The 18,632-nt window shown below is 72.2% G+C and carries 16 protein-coding genes; 10 read left to right on the forward strand and 6 right to left on the reverse strand.

The annotated features are described in order from the left end of the window. Genes ACQP2X_RS34405 through ACQP2X_RS34420 form a run of 4 tightly spaced genes read left to right on the forward strand, consistent with a single transcriptional unit; the run spans position 1 to position 4,018 of the window. Positions 1–792 carry an alpha/beta hydrolase gene (locus tag ACQP2X_RS34405; protein WP_498689042.1) on the forward strand — a complete coding sequence of 264 codons (792 nt, stop codon included), beginning with the start codon at positions 1–3 and terminating at the stop codon, positions 790–792. Then, positions 792–1,559, forward strand: coding sequence for an oxidoreductase (locus tag ACQP2X_RS34410; RefSeq protein WP_498689043.1), 768 nt, complete (start codon positions 792–794; stop codon positions 1,557–1,559). Before ACQP2X_RS34405 ends, ACQP2X_RS34410 begins: the two co-directional genes overlap by 1 nt. A gap of 14 nt (positions 1,560–1,573) precedes the next feature. Continuing rightward, positions 1,574–2,929: an FAD-binding oxidoreductase gene (locus ACQP2X_RS34415; RefSeq protein WP_498689044.1), complete on the forward strand. Its 1,356-nt coding sequence runs from the start codon at positions 1,574–1,576 to the stop codon at positions 2,927–2,929. A 39-nt stretch (positions 2,930–2,968) separates the two neighbouring features. Beyond that, positions 2,969–4,018, forward strand: a complete 1,050-nt coding sequence (locus tag ACQP2X_RS34420) for a winged helix DNA-binding domain-containing protein (RefSeq protein WP_498689045.1) — start codon at positions 2,969–2,971, stop codon at positions 4,016–4,018. Positions 4,019–4,203: 185 nt separating this feature from the next. Here the strand turns inward: ACQP2X_RS34420 and ACQP2X_RS34425 are convergent, their stop codons facing one another. Genes ACQP2X_RS34425 through ACQP2X_RS34440 form a run of 4 tightly spaced genes read right to left on the reverse strand, consistent with a single transcriptional unit; the run spans position 4,204 to position 8,422 of the window. Further along, positions 4,204–5,508 carry a DUF2252 domain-containing protein gene (locus ACQP2X_RS34425; protein WP_498689046.1) on the reverse strand — a complete coding sequence of 435 codons (1,305 nt, stop codon included), beginning with the start codon at positions 5,506–5,508 and terminating at the stop codon, positions 4,204–4,206. 9 nt (positions 5,509–5,517) lie between these two features. Continuing rightward, positions 5,518–7,014 carry a tripartite tricarboxylate transporter permease gene (locus ACQP2X_RS34430; RefSeq protein ID WP_498701103.1) on the reverse strand — a complete coding sequence of 499 codons (1,497 nt, stop codon included), beginning with the start codon at positions 7,012–7,014 and terminating at the stop codon, positions 5,518–5,520. Between the two features lie 17 nt (positions 7,015–7,031). Continuing rightward, on the reverse strand, positions 7,032–7,445 hold the full coding sequence (locus ACQP2X_RS34435; protein ID WP_498689048.1) for a tripartite tricarboxylate transporter TctB family protein: 414 nt from the start codon (positions 7,443–7,445) through the stop codon (positions 7,032–7,034). Next, positions 7,442–8,422 carry a tripartite tricarboxylate transporter substrate binding protein gene (locus tag ACQP2X_RS34440; protein ID WP_498689049.1) on the reverse strand — a complete coding sequence of 327 codons (981 nt, stop codon included), beginning with the start codon at positions 8,420–8,422 and terminating at the stop codon, positions 7,442–7,444. The genes ACQP2X_RS34435 and ACQP2X_RS34440 overlap by 4 nt, the downstream gene beginning before the upstream one ends. A 97-nt stretch (positions 8,423–8,519) precedes the next feature. Here ACQP2X_RS34440 and ACQP2X_RS34445 point away from each other — a divergent pair, with 97 nt between their 5' ends. Genes ACQP2X_RS34445 through ACQP2X_RS34460 form a run of 4 tightly spaced genes read left to right on the forward strand, consistent with a single transcriptional unit; the run spans position 8,520 to position 12,803 of the window. Beyond that, positions 8,520–9,458, forward strand: coding sequence for a LysR family transcriptional regulator (locus ACQP2X_RS34445; RefSeq protein WP_498689050.1), 939 nt, complete (start codon positions 8,520–8,522; stop codon positions 9,456–9,458). 5 nt (positions 9,459–9,463) lie between these two features. Then, positions 9,464–10,372, forward strand: a complete 909-nt coding sequence (kdgD, locus tag ACQP2X_RS34450; protein WP_498689052.1) for a 5-dehydro-4-deoxyglucarate dehydratase — start codon at positions 9,464–9,466, stop codon at positions 10,370–10,372. After that, a complete protein-coding gene (locus ACQP2X_RS34455) occupies positions 10,369–11,697 on the forward strand; it encodes an enolase C-terminal domain-like protein (protein WP_498689054.1) in 1,329 nt (442 codons plus the stop codon). Before kdgD ends, ACQP2X_RS34455 begins: the two co-directional genes overlap by 4 nt. After that, positions 11,694–12,803 (forward strand): L-talarate/galactarate dehydratase, encoded by a 1,110-nt coding sequence (locus ACQP2X_RS34460; RefSeq protein WP_498689055.1) that lies wholly within the window; start codon positions 11,694–11,696, stop codon positions 12,801–12,803. The genes ACQP2X_RS34455 and ACQP2X_RS34460 overlap by 4 nt, the downstream gene beginning before the upstream one ends. On the opposite strand, the gene ACQP2X_RS34465 is transcribed toward ACQP2X_RS34460, so the two are convergent. Both ACQP2X_RS34465 and ACQP2X_RS34470 read right to left on the reverse strand, forming a co-directional pair. Next, entirely contained in the window at positions 12,793–13,455 is a 663-nt protein-coding gene (locus ACQP2X_RS34465) for an HAD family hydrolase (protein ID WP_498689056.1), read from the reverse strand. The genes ACQP2X_RS34460 and ACQP2X_RS34465 overlap by 11 nt on opposite strands. Positions 13,456–13,463: 8 nt before the next feature. Further along, the gene (locus ACQP2X_RS34470) at positions 13,464–14,621 is read right to left on the reverse strand and encodes an ROK family protein (protein ID WP_498689058.1); all 1,158 of its coding nucleotides are present in this window, start codon (positions 14,619–14,621) and stop codon (positions 13,464–13,466) included. Positions 14,622–14,725: 104 nt separating this feature from the next. Between ACQP2X_RS34470 and ACQP2X_RS34475 the strand changes: the two genes are divergently transcribed. Together ACQP2X_RS34475 and ACQP2X_RS34480 are read left to right on the forward strand one after the other, a co-directional pair. Then, positions 14,726–16,987: a glycosyl hydrolase family 95 catalytic domain-containing protein gene (locus ACQP2X_RS34475; RefSeq protein WP_498689060.1), complete on the forward strand. Its 2,262-nt coding sequence runs from the start codon at positions 14,726–14,728 to the stop codon at positions 16,985–16,987. A 1,019-nt stretch (positions 16,988–18,006) separates the two neighbouring features. Continuing rightward, complete coding sequence (locus tag ACQP2X_RS34480) at positions 18,007–18,615, forward strand: YdeI/OmpD-associated family protein (protein WP_498689062.1); 609 nt, start codon at positions 18,007–18,009, stop codon at positions 18,613–18,615. Positions 18,616–18,632: the final 17 nt, after the last annotated feature.

Consider the following 18,632-nt stretch of genomic DNA (forward strand, 5'->3'; position numbering starts at 1 on the left):
ATGACGATTCCTGTTGTCTTCATCCATGGCCTGTGGCTGCACTCCTCCTCGTGGCAGCCCTGGATCGACCTGTTCACCGAGCGCGGATATCAGCCGGTGGCGCCGGGCTGGCCGGGCGACGCCCCGACCGTCGAACAGACCCGGGCCAACCCGGACGCGCTGGCCGGTCACGGCATCGACGACGTCGTCGAGCACTACAGCGCGATCATCGCCGCCCTGCCCGCCAAGCCGATCCTCATCGGGCACTCGTTCGGCGGCATGATCGCCCAGAAGCTGCTCGGCCTCGACCTCGGCGCCGCGGCCGTCGCCATCGACGCCGCCCAGATCAAGGGCGTGCTGCCGCTGCCGCTGTCGACGCTGCGCTCCGGCTTCCCGGTGCTGGGCAACCCGGCCAACAAAAGCAAGGCGGTCTCGCTGACCCCCGAGCAGTTCCGGTACGCCTTCGGCAACGCCGTCTCCGAGGAGGAGTCACGGCAGCTGTACGACCGCTGGTCGATCCCCGCGCCCGGCAAGCCCCTCTTCGAGGCGGCGGCGGCCAACTTCAACCCGCACTCGCCGGCCAAGGTGGCCACCGACAACGAGTCCCGCGGCCCGCTGCTGCTCATGGCCGGTGGCAAGGACCACACCGTCCCCGAGAACGTGGTCCGGGCGACCCTCAAGCAGTACCGCCACTCGCACGCGGTCACCGACATCGTCGATTTCCCGGCCAAGGCCCACTCGCTGACCATCGACTCCGGCTGGGGCGAGGTCGCCGAGACCGCCCTGACCTGGCTGAAGAAGCAGGGCCTCTGATGGACCTCTCCCTCAAGGGCAAGACCGCCCTGGTCACCGGGGCCAGCAAGGGCATCGGCCTGGCCATCGTCCGGGCCCTGGCCGCCGAGGGCGCGACCGTCGTGGCCGGCGCGCGGCACGGCACCCCTTCGCCCGGCGTGCACCCGATCACGGCGGATCTGAGCACCCCGGACGGTCCCGCCGCGCTGGTCGAGTCGGCGGTCGCGGCGCTCGGCGGCCACCTCGACATCCTCGTCAACAACGTGGGCGGGGTGAAGCCGCGCACCGGCGGTTTCCTCTCGGTGACCGACGACGACTGGCTGGAAGCCCTGACGATCAACTTCCTTTCCGCCGTACGGGTGACCCGCGCGGCCCTGCCCTACCTGCTCGAGCGCCACGGCACCATCGTCACGGTCGGATCGGTGAACGCCTCACTGCCCGATCCGCTGGTCATCGACTACAGCGCGGCCAAGGCGGCCCTGGCCAACTTCTCCAAGGCGCTGTCCAAGGAGGTCGGGCCCAAGGGCGTCCGGGTCAACACGGTCAGCCCCGGCCCGGTGGCGACCGACCTGTGGCTCGGCGCCGGCGGCGTCGCCGAGACCGTCGGCGGCGCCGCGAACCTGGCCCCCGACGACGTGGCCAAAGGCGCCGTGAGCGGCACCGCGACCGGCCGTTTCACCCAACCCGAGGAGGTGGCCGACCTGGTGCTGCTGCTGGCCGGCGGCCGGGCCGGCAACGTCACCGGCGCCGACATCCTCATCGACGGCGGCCTGACCGCCTCCCTGTGACAAGGACTCTCTCCGTGACCATCGCTGATCTGCGCGCGAGCGTGACCGGTCCCGTCCTCACCCCCTCCGACGACGGCTACGCGAACGAGCTGCACACCTACAACCTGACCGTCGTGCACACGCCGTCGGTCGTGGTCGGGGCCATGAACCCGGCCGACGTCCAGGCCGCGGTCCGCTACGCCGCCGCCCACGACCTGCCGGTGGCCGTCCTCGGGGCCGGCCACGGCAGCTCGGTCCCGTCGGCCGGCGCGGTGCTCGTCACCACCCGGCGGCTGACCGGCCTGAGCATCGATGAGACAGCCCGCACGGCGCGGGTCGAGGCCGGTGTCGTCTGGGCCGAGCTCATCGAGCAGGCGGGCAAGCTCGGGCTGGCCGCTCTGAACGGATCCTCGCCCACGGTGACCGTGGTGTCGTACACCATCGGGGGTGGCCTCGGACCTTTCGGCCGTAAGCACGGATATGCGGCCGACCACGTGACCGCGCTGGAGATCGTCACCGCCGACGGCGAGCTGCGCCGGGTCACCGCCGACAGCGAGCCCGACCTGTTCTGGGCCGTGCGCGGCGGCAAGGGCAACTTCGGGATGGTGGTGGCCGTCGAGTTCACCCTGTTCCCGATCCGCACCTTCTACGGCGGCGGCATCTTCTTCCCCGGCGAGCTGTCGGGCGAGGTGCTGCACCTGTTCCGCCGGTGGACGGCCGACCTGCCCGAGGAGATGTCGGCCTCGGTCGGCCTGCTGCACCTGCCACCGCTGCCGTTCGTGCCCGAGCCGTTGCGCGACCGCCTGGTGGCCCACCTGCGCATCACCTATCTGGGTGACCCGGCCGAGGGTGAGCGCCTGATCGCCCCGTTCCGGGCCCTGGGCGAGCCCGTCATCGACGCGGTGGCCGAGTTGCCGTACACGGCGATCGCCTCTGTCCACAGTGACCCGGTGGACCCGTTGCCGCTCTATGAGCACGGCGCCCTGCTCCGGTCCCTGCCGGCCGAGGCGGTCGACGAGTTCCTCCGCCTGGCCGGCCCGTCCGCCACCTCCCCCTTGGTGCTGGCCGAGATCCGGCACATGGGCGGCGCGCTGGCACGCCCACCGGCCGTGCCGAACGCCGTCGGCAACCGCGACGACACCCTGTACAACGTCTTCCTGGTCGCGGCGGGCGGCCCACCGGACTCCGAGGCCCTGCACGCCTACGAGCAGCAGCTGATCGACGCCCTGTCCCCGTGGTCGACCGGCCGCCGCTACCTGAACTTCATGTTCGCCGGCGAGCCCGCCGCCCTGGCCTGGTCCCCCGCCGACTATCCCCGGCTCCAGGCGGTCAAGCGCCGCTACGACCCGGCCAACCTGTTCCGCGTCAACCACAACATCCCGCCCAGCTAGCGGCCGCAAACTGGCCGCAATACCGGTAAGACTGGGCCCGTGACAGTCACTCTCGACGCACGGGCCCTCAACCGGGCCACGCTCGCCCGTCAGCATCTGCTCGAGCGCACCGGCGGCCCGGCGCTGGACACGATCGCCCATCTGGGCGGCTTGCAGGCGCAGGAGCCGCAGGAGCCGTTCGTCGGTCTCTGGTCGCGGATGACCGCGTTCGAGCCGGCCGAGCTCTCGGGGTTGCTGGAGCGGCGAGAGGTCGTACGGATGCATCTCATGCGCCGCACCGTCCACCTCGTCACCGCCGCCGACGCCCGGAATTGGCGTCCCCGGCACCAGGCGCTCCTGCTCCAGAAGGTCCTCGGTGTCTATCGCCGCGAGCTCGCCGGCGTCGACCTGGCCGAGCTCGCGGCCCGGGCCGAGGCCCTGATGGCCGACGGCCGCCCCCGCACCGCCGGCGAGGCCGGCCGCGAGATGGCCCGGCACTGGCCCACGGCGGCCCCGCGCGCCCTGGGCGAGGCGGTCATCGCGCTGATCCCGGCCGTCCAGATCCCGCCCCGGGGCATGTGGCGCGCCACCGGCGGCGCGCACTACCTGCCACTGTCCACCTGGCTCCCCGCCGACCCGCCGTCCTCCGCGCCCGACGCCGACCTGATCCGGCGCTATCTGGCCGCCTTCGGCCCCGCGTCGACCGCCGACCTGCGCGCCTGGTGCGGCCTGGCCGGCCTCCCCGAGGCGGTGGCGGCACTGCGCGACGAGCTGATCGACCTCCGCGACACCCGCGGCCGCCGCCTGCTCGACCTGGCCGGCGCGCCCCGCCCCGACCCGGACACGCCGGCTCCGGTCCGCTTCCTCCCCGCCTTCGACAACGCGATCCTCGGCTACCACGACCGCACCCGCATCATCGACGACGAACACCGCAACCTGTCGGTGGCCGGCATCCGAGTGACCCTGATCGACGGCCGGGTCGCCGCCACCTGGACCGCACCCCCGACCGGCCCGGTCACGGTGACCCCGCTGCGCCCCCTGACCCGCACCGAACAGTCCGAGGTGAACGACGAGGCCGACCGCCTGACGGCCTTCCTGCGCGGCAAATAGCTCCACTGCCGATCGCGAGGCGATTGCTGCGCCATGCAAGGAATCGGCAACATCGCCGGCGTCGCGGTCGGTATCGGTGCCACCCTGGCCGCCGGCGCTGTCTCCTGGCAAGGAAAACAAGCGCTGGCTACCGCCGAGGACCGGCGTCGTCTCGGTCGCGCGATCGGCGTCGTTCCGTGGCCGGGTCAGCTTGGGTGGGCCGCCGCCAACTCCGCGTGGTCGAGGGTGGTCTGGTCGGCGTATGTGATGGCGAAGTGGGTCATCGCCTCGTCGAAGCGGCGGCCGTTTCCGATGTAGCCGGCTATCGCCAGGGCGTCGCCGGTGCGGGCGTGCGCTCGAGCCAGCACCCGCGCGCAGCGCTCGGCGAACGGGACGAGGTACGGGGCGATGAGGGCGCCGTTCGGGATCACCTTCATGTCGCGGAACTGGCGTACGTAATAGTCGCCCGTCCAGCCGAGGAAGATGTCGCTCGCCGCCTGGATCTGGCGTTTGCCGCGGATCACCCGTTCGCCGTGGCTCTTGTAGGGGCTCGGGCCCAGGAACTGCTCATAGACCGACGGGCCCGCCTGTTTGAGCTGGAGGAACAGCGGCTCCCGGCCGTTGCGGCCCTGGAGCAGCAGCAGGTGGACCCGCATGCCCACGCTGCCGACACCGACCACCTGCCGGACGGCGTCGACCAGCGTGAAGCGGTCGAGCAGACTGCGCCGCTCGTACGGCAGGCTGTCGTGATAGGCCTGCACGGTGTCGGCAGCCAGGCCGGTTGGGAGGCGCACCCGGATCGGAGGGTCCTCGACGATCCGCAGTTGCCCGTCGACCAGCTGGGTCAGTTTGCGGGCCGCGCCCTCGCTCGTCCGCCGTCGGGCCCGCCTCGCCAGCCGGGCCGACGCCTGTTCCTGTTCCTCCGGGGCGAACAGGTCGAGCAGCTGGTCGGCCGTGACCACGTCGTACCAGATCCTCAGCTCGTCCGCCGTCGAGTAGAAACCGATCTTTTCCCGGTACGCCCTCAGGGCCGCCCGCACCGCCGCCTCAGCGACCCGCTCGTCCCGCCCGGTGTCGCGGGCGAGCACGACCAGGCTGGCCAGATAGCGCTTCACGTCCCACTCGAAGGGGCCGCGCAGGGTCTCGTCGAAGTCGCGCAGGTCGAACGACAGCTGCCGCTCCGGTGTCGCCCACAGCCCGAAGTTGAGCACGTGCGCGTCGCCGCAGAGCTGCACCTCGATGCCGGTGTGCGGGGCCGCGCCGAGGTCGGCCGCCATCACCGCCGCCGCCCCTCGGAAATAGGTCCACGGCGAGGCCACCATCCGCTCCATCCGGATCGGCACGAGCTCCGGGACGCGGGCCTTGTTCTGCCCCAGGACAGTCTCCAGCGCGTCCTGGTGACGCGTCACCGCCGCCAGATCGCGCAGTGGCACCGGGCCGCGGGCCGCCCGCCCGCTTGCCCACCGCTCCCCCATCGGCGCCGCCGGGGCGCGAACCGACCGTAGTCCCACCGGCCGAACCTACGGCCGGTCCTCCGCCGGCGCCTCCTCCCGGTCGGGTGAGGTGGTGCGGCGCCTGACCAGGGGCAGCAGGATGACGGCGAGAAGGCAGGCGAACAGCACGCCGGAGATGGGCCGGGTGAGGAAGCCGGTGGGGTCGCCGTCGAACATCAGCAGGGAGCGGCGCAGCGACGTCTCCAGCAGTGAGCCCAGCACGAAGGCGAGGACGAGCGGGCCCGCGTCGAAGCCGGCCTTCTTCATCAGATATCCGAGGACGCCGAAGGCGACGACCAGGCCGATGTCGAACACGTCGTTGCGGACGGTGTAGGCGCCGATCAGCGTGATGAGGGCCGTGATCGGGGCCAGGATCGACGGCCGGACCCGCAGGATGCGGACGAACAGGCCGACCAGCGGGATGCTCATGATGAGCAGCAGAACGTTGCCGAGGTACATCGAGTTCACCACGCCCCAGAACAGGTCCGGATGCTCGGTGACCAGTTGTGGGCCCGGCGTGATGCCCTGGATGAGCAGCGCGCCGAAGATGACGGCCATGGTGGCGTTGGCCGGGATGCCCAGCGACAGCAACGGGATGAACGACGACGTGGCGGCCGCGTTGTTCGCCGTCTCGGGCGCGGCGACCCCTTCGACCGCCCCGTGCCCGAACCGTGCGGGGTCCTTGGCCCGGCGCTTCTCCAGCGCGTACGCGGCCATCGAGGACAGCACGGCGCCGCCGCCGGGCAGGATGCCCAGGAGAAAGCCGAGGACGCCGCCCCGGCCGATCGCGCCCGAAGCCTGGCGCAGGTCGGCCCGGCCGGGCCAGACGTTTGTCACGGGCGCCGGGGCGGTGACTGCTTTGTGGCGCTCCTCGAGGTTGTAGAGGATCTCGCCCAGGCCGAACAAGCCCATCGCGATGGGTACGAAGTCGAGGCCGTCGGCCAGCGACAGGCTGCCGAAGGTGAACCGTTCGGCGCTGATGAAGTCGTCGCGCCCGACCGTGGCCAGCAGCAGGCCGGCCGCGGCGGCGATGAGCGCCTTGAGCTTGCTGCCGGGCGAGATGGTGGCCACGAGCAGGATGCCGAGCAGGGCGAGCGCCGTGTACTCGGGCGGGCCGAAGTCGAGCGCGAAGCCGGCCACGAGCGGCGCCACGAAGGTGAGGGCGACGATGGAGAGCGTGCCACCGGCGAACGAGCCGATGGCGGCGATGCCGAGCGCGGTGCCGGCCTTGCCCTGCCGGGCCAGGGCGTGGCCGTCGAAGACGGTGACCACCGACGACGCCTCGCCGGGCAGGCGCAGCAGGACCGAGGTGATGGTGCCGCCGTACTGGGCGCCGTAGAAGATGCCGGCCAGCATGATGATCGAGGTGACCGGTTCGAGGCCGAAGGTGACCGGCAGCAGGATGGCGATGGTGGCGGCCGGGCCGAGGCCGGGCAGCACGCCGACGAGCATGCCGATGACGACGCCGATGAGGCAGTAGAGCAGGTTCTTCGGCTCCACCACGACGGCGAAGCCGTCGAGCACCGCGGACAAGGGACCCCCTAGAAGAGGTGGGGAATGCTGACGGAGAGGGCGCCTACGAAGATCAGGTAGAAGGCGACGGTCACGGCGAGGCTGACGACCGCGGACGTACGCCAGGACTCGCGGCCGATGAAGCGGAGCCAGCCGAAGGCCAGCAGCGCGGTCGGTATCTCGAAGCCGATGACGCCGACCACCGCCACGAAGACGGCCATGCCGGCCACCGCGGTCACCACCGCGAGCCCGGGCCGGGTGAAGCGGTCATCGGACCGCCGGAAGGCCAGGACGAGGCCGAGGACGATCAGGGCGACGCTGATCAGGAACGGCCAGGTGCCCGGTCCGGGCGCGGCGGGACTTCCCACGCCCAGACCGAGCGACCCGGCCAGCGCCGCGCCGCCGAGCGCCACGACGATCGCGGCGACGACGCGGTCCGTCACGACGTGCCGCTCAGGTCGATCTTGTATTTGCCGACCAGCGCCTTGTAGGTGGTCAGCGAGTCGTTCCACTGCTTGAGCAGGGTGGCCCCGTCGACCTCGTTCGGGGTGAGCATGCGCTGGGTGTTGAAGTCCTTGTACTTCTGGTCGCCGAACGACTTCTGGAACGCCGCGCGCAGCCGGTCGAGCACCTCTTTCGGTGTTCCCTTGGGGGCGACGACGGCCCGCGACTGCTGCACGAGCGCGTCGTACCCGGCCTCGGCCGCCGTCGGCGTGTCCGGCATGTACGTGGGCCGTTCGCTGGCGAAGGTGACGATCGGCGTGACCTTCTTCGCCTCGATCTGCGCCTTGGCCTCGCCGAGCTGGACCGCGGCCACGTCGACCTGCCCGCCCAGGACGGCGGTCAGCGCGGGCGAGCCCCCGTTGAACGGCACCGCTGTCGCCTTGATGCCGGCCTGCGCGAAGAGCAGCTCCTGGCTGAGCTGGCTGCCCGTGCCGACCCCCGTGGTGGCGTATTTGATCGGCCGGGAGATGGACTTCACCGTCGTGAAGCCGGTCTGTGGATTGGCCACCAGCACGTAGTCGTCCTGCGAGACGCCCGTGACGACCTCGTAGTCGTTGATGTCGACCGCTTCGCTCTCCGGCACGGCCAGCGGCGTGATGTAGGCCAGCGAGCCGACGAAGAGCATGACCGTGTAGCCGTCGTTCTTGGCCCCGGCCAGTTCCTTGGCCGCGACCGCGCCGTTGGCGCCGGGCTTGTTGAGCACGGTGACGGACTGTCCGAGGTCGGCCGAGGCCGGGTCGGCCAGGGCGCGGGCGATCAGGTCGGTGCTGCCACCGGCGTCCTGCCCGACGAGCAGGCTGACCGCTCGCTCCGGATAGGAGCCGGCATCGGAGGAACCGCTGTCGTCGAGGTTGCCGCCGCACGCGGCCAGGGCGAGGACGGCGACTAGAGAGACACCCGCGAGCTTGCTGCGCATGGGACGCTCCTGGGATATGTGAGGCGGGTCACGAGCGTATGACCAGCCATCGATGCGAGTCCAACTCTCTTATTGCATTGATTGATACCTTTCTTGCATGGCGTACACGCTGGAGCAACTCCGCGGCCTGGTCGCCGTGGCCGAGGAACTCCACTTCGGGCGGGCCGCGGCCCGGCTGCGCATGACCCAGCCCCCGCTGAGCCGCCAGATCCAGAAGCTGGAGGCGGCCGTCGGCGTGCATCTGCTGGAGCGGGACAACCGGCGGGTGGCGCTGACCCCGGCCGGTGAGGCCTTCCTGCGCGAGGCCCGGCGCATCCTGGCCATCGCCGAGGCCGCGCCCGATCTGGCCCAGCGCGTCTCGTCGGGCACCCGCGGCCTGGTGCGCCTCGGCTTCACGGCCGCGTCCACGTTCGGCATCCTGGGCCGGCTGCTCGACGAGTTCGAGCGCAAGCTGCCCGAGGTGCGGGTCGAGCTGTTCGAGATGGTCACCCGCGAGCAGGTGGCCGCGCTGGCCGCCGAGGACCTCGACCTGGGACTGGCCCGCCCGCCGTTCGACGCGGATCTGTTCGATTCACGGCTGCTGCACCGCGAGGCTCTGCTGCTGGCCGTGCCGGCCGGGCACCGGCTGACCGGCCTGGACCGGCCGGCCGAGGCGGGCGACCTGGCCGGGGAGCCGCTCATCCTCCACTCGCAGCAGAAGGCCCGCTACTTCTACGACCTGGTGGCCGGCACGGTGCCGCTGATCCAGGAGCGGGTCGTGCACAGCGTCAGCCAGATCCTCACGATGCTGTGGCTCGTCTCGGCCGGGCGCGGCATCGCCTTCGTGCCGGCGTCGGCCACACTGCTGGCCATTCCGCGGGTCGCCTTCGTGCCGCTGGCCACCTCGGTCCCGGAGCCGGTCGAGCTGCATCTGCTGTGGCCGCGCCAGTCGCCGAATCCGGCCCTGGCCCGCGCCCTCGCGGTGATCGATGCACGAAAGGTATCGGATGATGCGGAAACACTCTTGGACAGGCATCATCGTCGATACCTACCGTGACCAGGGTGACGCCAGCCGAACTCGCCTCCCGTCTCGCCACCGGCCTCCTCTCCTTCCCCGTGACGCACTTCGACGACGACCTCACCTTCGACGAGCCCCGCTACCGCGAACACCTCGCGTGGCAGACCGGCTTCGGCGTGGCCGGGCTGTTCGCGGCCGGCGGCACCGGTGAGGGCTTCTCGCTGACCTCGGCCGAGATCGACGCCGTGGTGCGCGCGGCCGTCGACGAGGTCGGCCCCCGCCTCCCGGTGGTCGCCCCGGCCACCGGCGGCACCGCCCAGGCGACCGCGCAGGCCGAGGCGGCCGAGCGGGCCGGTGCGGCCGGGCTCCTGCTCCTGCCGCCCTATCTCACCGAGGCCACCCAGGCCGGGCTGATCGCGCACGTGACCGCCGTGTGCCGGGCGACCGGGCTCGGCGTCATCGTCTACAGCCGGGCCAACGCCGTGCTCGACGACGTCACGGTGGCCGAGCTGGCCGAGCGCAACCCCAACCTGATCGGGCTCAAGGACGGCGTCGGCGACATCGAGCGGATGACCCGCACCTACGCCCGGCTCGGCGACCGCTTGATCTACATCGGAGGGTTGCCGACGGCCGAGACCTTCGCCCTGCCGTTGCTCCAGCTCGGCGTGAGCACCTACTCCTCGGCCCTTTACAACTTCCTTCCCGAGTACGCCCTGAGGTTCTTCACGGCCGTACGGTCTCAGGACCGCGCCACGGTCTACCAGCTGCTCAACGACTTCGTCATCCCGTATCTCGACATCCGTGACCGCGCCCGCGGCTACGCCGTCTCCATCATCAAGGCCGGCCTGACCGCGATCGGCCGCGACGGCGGCCGCGTCCGCCCGCCGCTGACCGATCTGACCCCGGCCGACCGGGCCGATCTGGCCGCCCTCATCGACAAGGTCCGCTCGTGAGCACGCCCACGGTCGCCCGGGTCGAGGTGGTGCCGGTGGCCGGGCACGACAGCATGCTGCTCAACCTCAGTGGCGCGCACGGCCCGTTCTTCACCCGCAACGTCGCGATCGTAACCGACAGCGCGGGCCGCGAGGGCCTGGGCGAGGTGCCCGGCGGCGAGGCCATCCGCGCCACCATCGAGGCGGCGGGAGCGTCCCTCATCGGGCAGCCGATCGCCCGCTACGCCACGCTCCTCCGCGAGACGAGTGCTCGCTTCGCCGGTCTCGACGTCAAAGGCCGGGGACCGCAGACGTACGACCTACGGGTGGCCGTACACGCGATGACCGCCCTGGAGAGCGCCTTGCTCGACCTGGTCGGCCGGCATCTGGGCGTGCCGGTGGCCGAGCTGCTCGGCGAGGGACAGCAGCGCGACGCGGTGCCCGTGCTCGGCTATCTCTTCTACGTCGGCGACCACACCCGCACCGACCTGCCCTACGTCGTGGAGCCGAACCCGGCCGACGACTGGGAGAAGCGGCGCCGCGAGCCCGCCCTCACGCCCGGGTCCATCGTGGACCTGGCCGTGGCCGCGCAGGCCCGGTACGGCTTCGCCGACTTCAAGCTCAAGGGCGGCGTGTTCGCGGCCGAGGAGGAGATCGAGGCGGTCCGCGCGCTCGCCGCCCGCTTCCCGGAGGCACGCATCACCGTCGACCCCAACGGTGGGTGGCGGCTGGGCGAGGCCGTCGCGCTCTGCGCGAATCTCAAGAACACCTTGGCGTACGCCGAGGACCCGGTCGGCGCCGAGGGCGACCTGTCCGGCCGGGAGGCGATGGCGGAGTTCCGCCGGGCGACCGGCCTGCGGACGGCGACCAACATGATCGCCACCGACTGGCGGCAGCTGGCTCATGCCGTACGGATGGACGCCGTTGACATTCCGCTCGCCGATCCCCATTTCTGGACCATGCGCGGCGCGGTGCGCGTGGCCCAGCTGTGCCACGACTTCGGGCTGACGTGGGGCTCGCACTCCAACAACCACTTCGACATCTCGCTGGCCATGCTCACCCACGTCGGCGCGGCCGCACCCGGCGAGATCACCGCGCTCGACACGCACTGGATCTGGCAGGACGGGCAGCGGCTCACCCGTGCGCCCTTGCGGATCGCGGGTGGGCTCATCGGCGTACCACCGGGAAATGGTCTGGGAATCGAGCTGGACCGGGACGCCTTGCTGGCCGCGCACGAGGTCTATCGGGAACACGGGCTCGGGGCGCGGGACGACACGGCGGCGATGCGCTTTCTGGTGCCCGGGTGGGAGTTCGACCCCAAGCGGCCGTGCCTGGTGCGCTCATGAGCGACCGGATCAGCCGCGTCACGCTGTCGTCGGTGACGCTGCCGCTGAAGACGGCCATCAGCGACGCGAAGGTGCTCACCGGGCGGCAGAAGCCGATGACCGAGGTCGCGTTCCTGTTCGCCGAGATCGGCACGGCCGACGGGCTCGAGGGCCTCGGATTCGGTTACAGCAAACGGGCCGGCGGGCGCGCCCAGTACGCACACGCCCGCGAGGTCGCGGCCGAGCTGCTCGGCGAGGATCCCAGCGACATCGGCCGGCTCGGGACCAAGCTGGTCTGGGCCGGCGCCTCGGTCGGCCGCAGCGGGGCGGCGACCCAGGCCATCGCCGCGATCGACGTGGCGCTGTGGGACCTCAAGGCCAAGCGGGCCGGGCTGCCCCAGGCCAAGCTGCTCGGCGCCTACCGCGACTCGGTGCGCTGCTACGACACCTCCGGCGGTTTCCTGCACGAGCCGCTCCCCCGCGTCATCGAGAACGCGGCCGCCGCCCGCGCGGCCGGCATCGACGGCATCAAGATCAAGGTGGGGCATCCGTCGCTCGCGGTCGATCTGGCCCGGGTCCGCGCGGTCCGCGAGAGCCTGGGCGACATCCCGCTGATGGTCGACGCCAACCAGCAGTGGGACCGCCACACGGCCCGGCGGGCCGGGCGGGCCCTCGACGAGTTCGGGCTGGTCTGGATCGAGGAGCCGCTCGACGCGTACGACGCCGAAGGCCATCGCGTCCTCTCCCGAGCGCTGGACACACCCATCGCCTCGGGCGAGATGCTGACGAGCGTGGCCGAGCACGAGCGGATGCTCGGCGCGGTCGGCGTCATCCAGCCCGACGCGCCCCGCATCGGCGGCGTCACCCAGTTCCAGAAGCTGGCCGCCCTGGCCGAGCAGCGCCACCTAACCCTGGCCCCGCATTTCGCCATGGAGATCCACATCCACCTGGCCGCGGCCTATCCGTACGAGCCCTGGGTCGAGCATTTCGACTGGCTCCACCCGCTCTTCAACGAGCGTCTGGAGATCCGCGACGGCCGCCTGCACCTCTCCGGCCGGCCCGGCCTGGGCGTGACCCTCAGCGATCAGGCCCGCGCCTGGACCGTGGACCGCACCGTCATCGAGTGAGCAGACCGGGCAGCTCGGACATGTGCGTGAAGACCAGGCTCGCCCCGGCCGCCCGCAGCACGTCCGGCGAGGCGTGGGTGGGGCTGGCCGGCGCGAAGCCGAACACCGTCGCCCCGGCGGCCACGCCGGCCGTGACGCCCGCGACGGAGTCCTCGATGACGACCGCGCCGGCCGGATCGACCTTCAGCGCCTCGGCCGCGGCCAGATAGACATCGGGCGCCGGCTTGCTGCGCGGCACCTCCATGCCGCTGAAGACGCGGTCGCCGAAGTAGCCGTCGAGGCCGGCCAGCTTGAGCTGCATCTCGATCTTGCCGCGGTCGGCCCCGCTCACGCAGGCGAACCGCTCGCCCATGAGCCCGGCCACGGCCCGGACCGCCTCCTGAACGCCGTCGATCGGGACCAGGCTCGACCGCAGGGCCTCGTCGCGGCGGCCGCGGAAGCTGGCCAGCCAGGCGTCGTCGATGCGGAAGCCGGTCTGCTTCTGGATGATCGCCCACTCGTCGCGCAGCGCCTTGCCGACGAACAGGTCGATGCAGTCGCGCTCGGAGATCTCCCAGCCGAGGTCGATCAGCATCGTCCGGAGGACGCCGTTCGTGATGGGCTCGGAGTCGACGAGCACGCCGTCGCAGTCGAAGAAAACAGCAGAGGTCACGGGCTATTTTATCCGGCCGCCACGAGCGCCTTGATGCTCACCGTGGCCGCACCCCGCGCCCACTCCTCGAACGGCAGCGGCCTGATCGACAGTGGACAGTCGGCGGCGGCGCCGAAGGCCCGGCGCTGGAAGCCGGCCCGGATGTGCGGCTCGAACAGGTCGTAGGCGGCCAGGCCTTCGCCGGAGACGACTATGCGGGCCGGGCCGACCAGGTTGGCCACGGCGGCGATGCCGGCCCCGATGGCGTCACCGGCCCGGGCGAAGACCTCACAGATCGCCACGTCGCCGGCTCGGGCCAGCGACACCGCCTCCTCGAACGTCAGGGAAGGCCGCCCTGAAGAAGAACGGGCCTGCCGCACGATGGCGTCCGCGCCCGCTATCGCCTCCACACAGCCGCGGCTGCCGCAGTGACAGTCGGGGCCGTCGACGTCGATGCCGATGTGACCGATCTCGCCGGCCACGCCGTGCGCGCCCGAGACGAGCCGGCCGCCCACGACCAGGCCGCAGCCGATGCCGGCGCCGACGGTGACGAGCGCGAACGACTCGGCCCCCACGCCCTCGCCGAACCAGTGCTCGGCGATGGTGAGAGCCTTCACGTCGTTCTCGACCGTGACGGCGAGGCCGGTGATCTTCTCGGCCCGTTCCCGCAGCGCGACGTCGTGCCAGCGCAGGAACGGCGAATAGCGGACCAGCCCGGTGACCGGGTCGACGTCGCCGGAGACGGCCAGCCCGAGCCGGCGGGTGCGCGACCGATAGTCGCCGGGGCCGTCGAGCAGGTCGTCGACGAGCTCGCCGAGCTGGGTGAGCACCTGGTCGGCGCCGGACACGGGCAGCCGCCGGTGCGCCGACACGCGCACCTGGGCGCGCAGGTCGCAGACCACGCCGATGAGTTCGTCGGCGGTGATCTTCACGCCGACGAAGAACTCGCTGTCGGCCCGGATGGCCAGCGGGCTGGCCGGGCGCCCGGCGCCCGGACCGGTGCGCTCGGTGGCGGCCATCTCCTCGAGATAGCCCAGGTCGATGAGGGGGCGGGCCGCCTTGGTGACGGCGCCCGAGGACAGGTCGAGGCGCCGGGCGAGGGCGACGCGGGTGATCGGCCCCTCGGTCAGGACGGCGGTGAAGACGGCTGTCACTGCGGGCGCTACGGCGTCAGCCTCGGGAAACATGGCCGAAATCTAAGCTCAATAATTTCCTTCGTCAAGTATTGATTTAGCCGTCAATTCGGACCTACGCTCGCCGCGCTGCATCGACGGCCTTCAGGAGACTTCCCATGCCTTCCACTGATCTCTTCTACGATCGGCCGGCCGAGCGCTGGTTCGAGGCCCTGCCGATCGGCAACGGCCGGCTCGGCGGCATGGTGTACGGGGGCATAAGCACCGAAACCATCCGTCTCTCCGAGTCGACCGCGTGGTCCGGGGCACCCTCGGACACCGACGTGAGCCCGACCGCCCTCTCGCACGTTCCGGCCATCCGCAACCTGCTGTTCGAGGGCCGGTACGCCGAGGCCCAGCGGCTCGCGGCCGAACATCTGCCCGGACGGCCCACCTCGTTCGGCACGAACGTGCCCCTCCCCCGCCTGCGCCTCGACTTCGCCGGGCTCTCCTCCGAGCGCTACCGCCGCTCCCTCGACCTCGCCACCGGCCTCGTCCGCGTCGAATGCGACGACCACGTGCGGGAAGTCTTCGCCTCGCACCCGCACGGCGTCATCGCCATGCGGATCACGGCGGCCCGGCCCCTCGGCTTCACCGCGACCCTCGACAACACCATCCTGCCCGGCGTCACCACGGCCACCGAGAACGGCCTCGCCTTCAGCGGCCGCGCCGTGGAAACCTTGCACAGCAACGGCGAGGACGGCGCCACGGTCGAGATCCGCTGCCGCTTCGTGCTCGAGGGCGGCACCCTGCGCCGTGACGGCGGCACGGTCACCGTCGCCGGCGCCGACGCGGTCGTCGTGCTGATCGCCGTGGGCACCGACTGGGCCGGCGAGGACGCCGTGAGCCGGGCCGAGAAGCTGGTGGCCGTCGAGGCCGGCTACGAGACCCTGCGCGCTGCCCACGTCGCCGACCACCAGGCCCTGATGGGGCGGGTGTCGCTCGATCTGGGCGAGCCGGTCGCGCTTCCCACCGACGTACGCCGGGAGCGCCTGGCCCAGGGACACCAGGACGACGATCTGATCGCCCTGTACTACCAGTACGGCCGCTACCTCACCATCGCCGGCTCCCGGGCCGACTCGCCGCTGCCGCTGGCCCTGCAGGGCGTCTGGAACGACGGCTTCGCCAGCAGCATGGGCTGGAGCAACGACTTCCACCTCGACATCAACACCCAGCAGAACTACTGGGCGGCCGAGTCGGGCCACCTGGCCGAGTGCCAGACCCCGCTGTTCGGCTTCCTCCAGCGGCTCGCCGAGGCCGGCCACGACACGGCCCGGCGGATGTACGGTGCCGGCGGCTGGGTCGCCCACACGGTCACCAACGCGTGGGGCTACAGCGCGCCCGGGGCCGGCATCGGCTGGGGCCTGAACGTCACCGGTGGCGCCTGGATGGCCCTGCAGCTGTGGGAGCATTACGAGTACGGGCTCGACGAGGACTATCTGCGCGAGCAGGCCTATCCGGTCCTGCGCGGCGCGGCCGAGTTCCTGCTCGACTATCTGGTGCCCGAGCCCACGAACGGCTGGCTCGTGGCCGGTCCGGCCGAGTCGCCGGAGAACGCCTATCTGGCCCCGGACGGCGCGCGCTGCTCGGTGGCGATGGGCGCCACCGCCGACCGCGCCTTCGCCGAGGCGATCCTGCGCATCTGCGCCCGGGCGGCCGAGATCCTCGGCGTCGACCCGGCGCTGCGGGCCCGGGCCGAGGAGGCCCGCGCCCGGCTGTCCCCGTTCCGGATCGGACGGCACGGCCAGCTCCAGGAGTGGCTGCACGACTTCGACGAGGCCGACCCGGCCCACCGCCACACCGCCCACCTGGTGTCGGTCTTCCCCGAACGGCAGATCACCCCGCGCCGTACGCCCGAACTGGCCCGCGCGGCCGCGGTCACCATCGAACGGCGGCAGGCGGCGGACGGCTGGGAGCAGACGGAGTGGGTGGAGGCCAATTTCGCGGCCTTCTACGCCCGCCTGCTCGACGGCGACAAGGCCCTGCACCACATCACCCGCCTGATCGCCGACGCCAGCGAGACGAACCTGCTGAGCTATTCGCAGGGCGGCATCGCCGGCGCCGAGCAGAACATCTACTCCTTCGACGGCAACGCGGGCGGCAGCGGCGCCATCGCGGAGATGCTGTTGCAGTCCGACGGCGAGGAGATCGAGCTGCTGCCCGCCCTGCCATCAACATGGCGCGAGGGATCAGTCCGGGGTTTGCGCGCCCGGGGCGGCTTCACGGTCGACCTGACGTGGCGCGACGGCCGCCTCCACGAGGCCCGGATCCGCGCCGACCGAAAGGCCACGTCCCGCGTCCGCTACCGGGAGTCGGTCACCACCCTCACGTGGGACCCGGCACAGCAGCAGACCATCAACCAGAGCCACGTTCCGGCCTGACCACCCCGTGGGCGCCTCGTCGCCCCGGTCGTTTCGCAAGCGGGACACGGCCGCCGTCGGCGGAATGCAAAGTCCAACCCGGCCGGGGTCCAGTGGACCCCGGCCGGATTTTCGAACGCCTTGCCGCCCTCCCGGCAAAGGCTTTCCGGCTCCGACCCGCCGCGGGCTGTCGCCGCCCGGTGCCGCGACGGGGGCCGAGTGGCGCCGTAGCCCGCTCGGTCCGCGCCCCTCACTTCAACCCGCGGGCAGCGTCCTGCCCGTCGGCGTGGTCTATGACCCGGCCACCGCTGATCTTTGTGAGTCGATGTCAGGCGGCGATCTCGACAGTCTTTGTCGGTTCGGTTTCTGCCCGGTGGCGAGCCCGCATCCCGAAACCTTCAGCCGACAAGCAAGCGTGACAAAAAGACAAGCCCGCTCGACTTTTTGTCAAGCCGTCAGCCCTGCCAGGGCAGAGGCGCCCTGCTCGGTCGGCCTATTCGCCCTGGCTCTCTCCGGACAGCGGGCAGCGCGGGCAGCACGGGCGGCGGACAGCGGGCAGACAGAACGGGCGGCGCGGGCAGCACCGGCGGCGCGGCGGCGCGGGCAGCGCGGGCAGCACAGGCGGCGCGGCGGCGCGGGGCGGCGCGGGCGGCGCGGCGGCGCGGCGGCGCGGGGCGGCGCGGGCGGCGCGGCGGCGCGGGCGGCGCGGCGGCGCGGGCGGCGCGGGCAGCGCGGGCAGCACAGGCGGCGCGGCGGCGCGGGGCGGCGCGGGCGGCGCGGCGGCGCGGGCAGCACAGGCGGCGCGGCGGCGCGGGGCGGCGCGGGGCGGCGCGGGCGGCGCGGGCGGCGCGGCGGCGCGGGGCGGCGCGGGCGGCGCGGGCGGCGCGGGCGGCGCGGCGGCGCGGGGCGGCGCGGGCGGCGCGGCGGCGCGGGGCGGCGCGGGCGGCGCGGGCGGCGCGGGCGGCGCGGGCGGCGCGGGCGGCGGACAATGCGGGCCGCGGGCGGCGGGGAATGTCAGGGGGTGCCGTTAGCCTGCTGGCATGGCTAAGACGGAGCCCGTTGTGCTGGAAGAGAAGATCTTCGCTGACGCCGGGGAGTTGCGGGCCTGGCTGGCCGCGCACCATGACGCGTCGCCCGGCATCTGGCTGGCGCTGACCAAGAAAGGCGGCGCCGTCACCACGCTCACGTGGCAGCAGGCGGTCGACGAGGGGCTGTGTTTCGGCTGGATCGACGGGCAGGCGCGCCGGCACGACGAGGCGATGTCGTGGATCCGGTTCACGCCGCGGCGGGCGCGCAGCTCGTGGTCGAAGCGCAACGTCGGCCACGTGGCCCGGCTGGAGGCGGAGGGCCGGATGCACCCGGCCGGCCTGGCCGCGGTCGAGGCGGCGAAGGCGGACGGGCGATGGGAAGCCGCCTACGCCCCGCCCTCGGAGGCCGAGGTGCCGGATGACCTGCTGGCCGCGATCGCCGCCGAACCGGCCGCTCAGGCCATGTTCGATGTGCTCACCAGCGCCAACCGCTTCGCGCTGATCCACCGGCTCAACGCCGTCAAGCGGGCCGGGACGAGGCAACGGAAGATCACCGAGTTCGTCGCCATGCTGGCCCGCCACGAGACGCCCTACCCGCAGAAAGCCCGGCCCACCGACTAGCGGCGTGCCGGGCTCTC

Source organism: Actinoplanes sp. CA-131856 (genome assembly GCF_050956135.1).
In the GTDB taxonomy this organism is placed as follows: domain Bacteria; phylum Actinomycetota; class Actinomycetes; order Mycobacteriales; family Micromonosporaceae; genus Actinoplanes.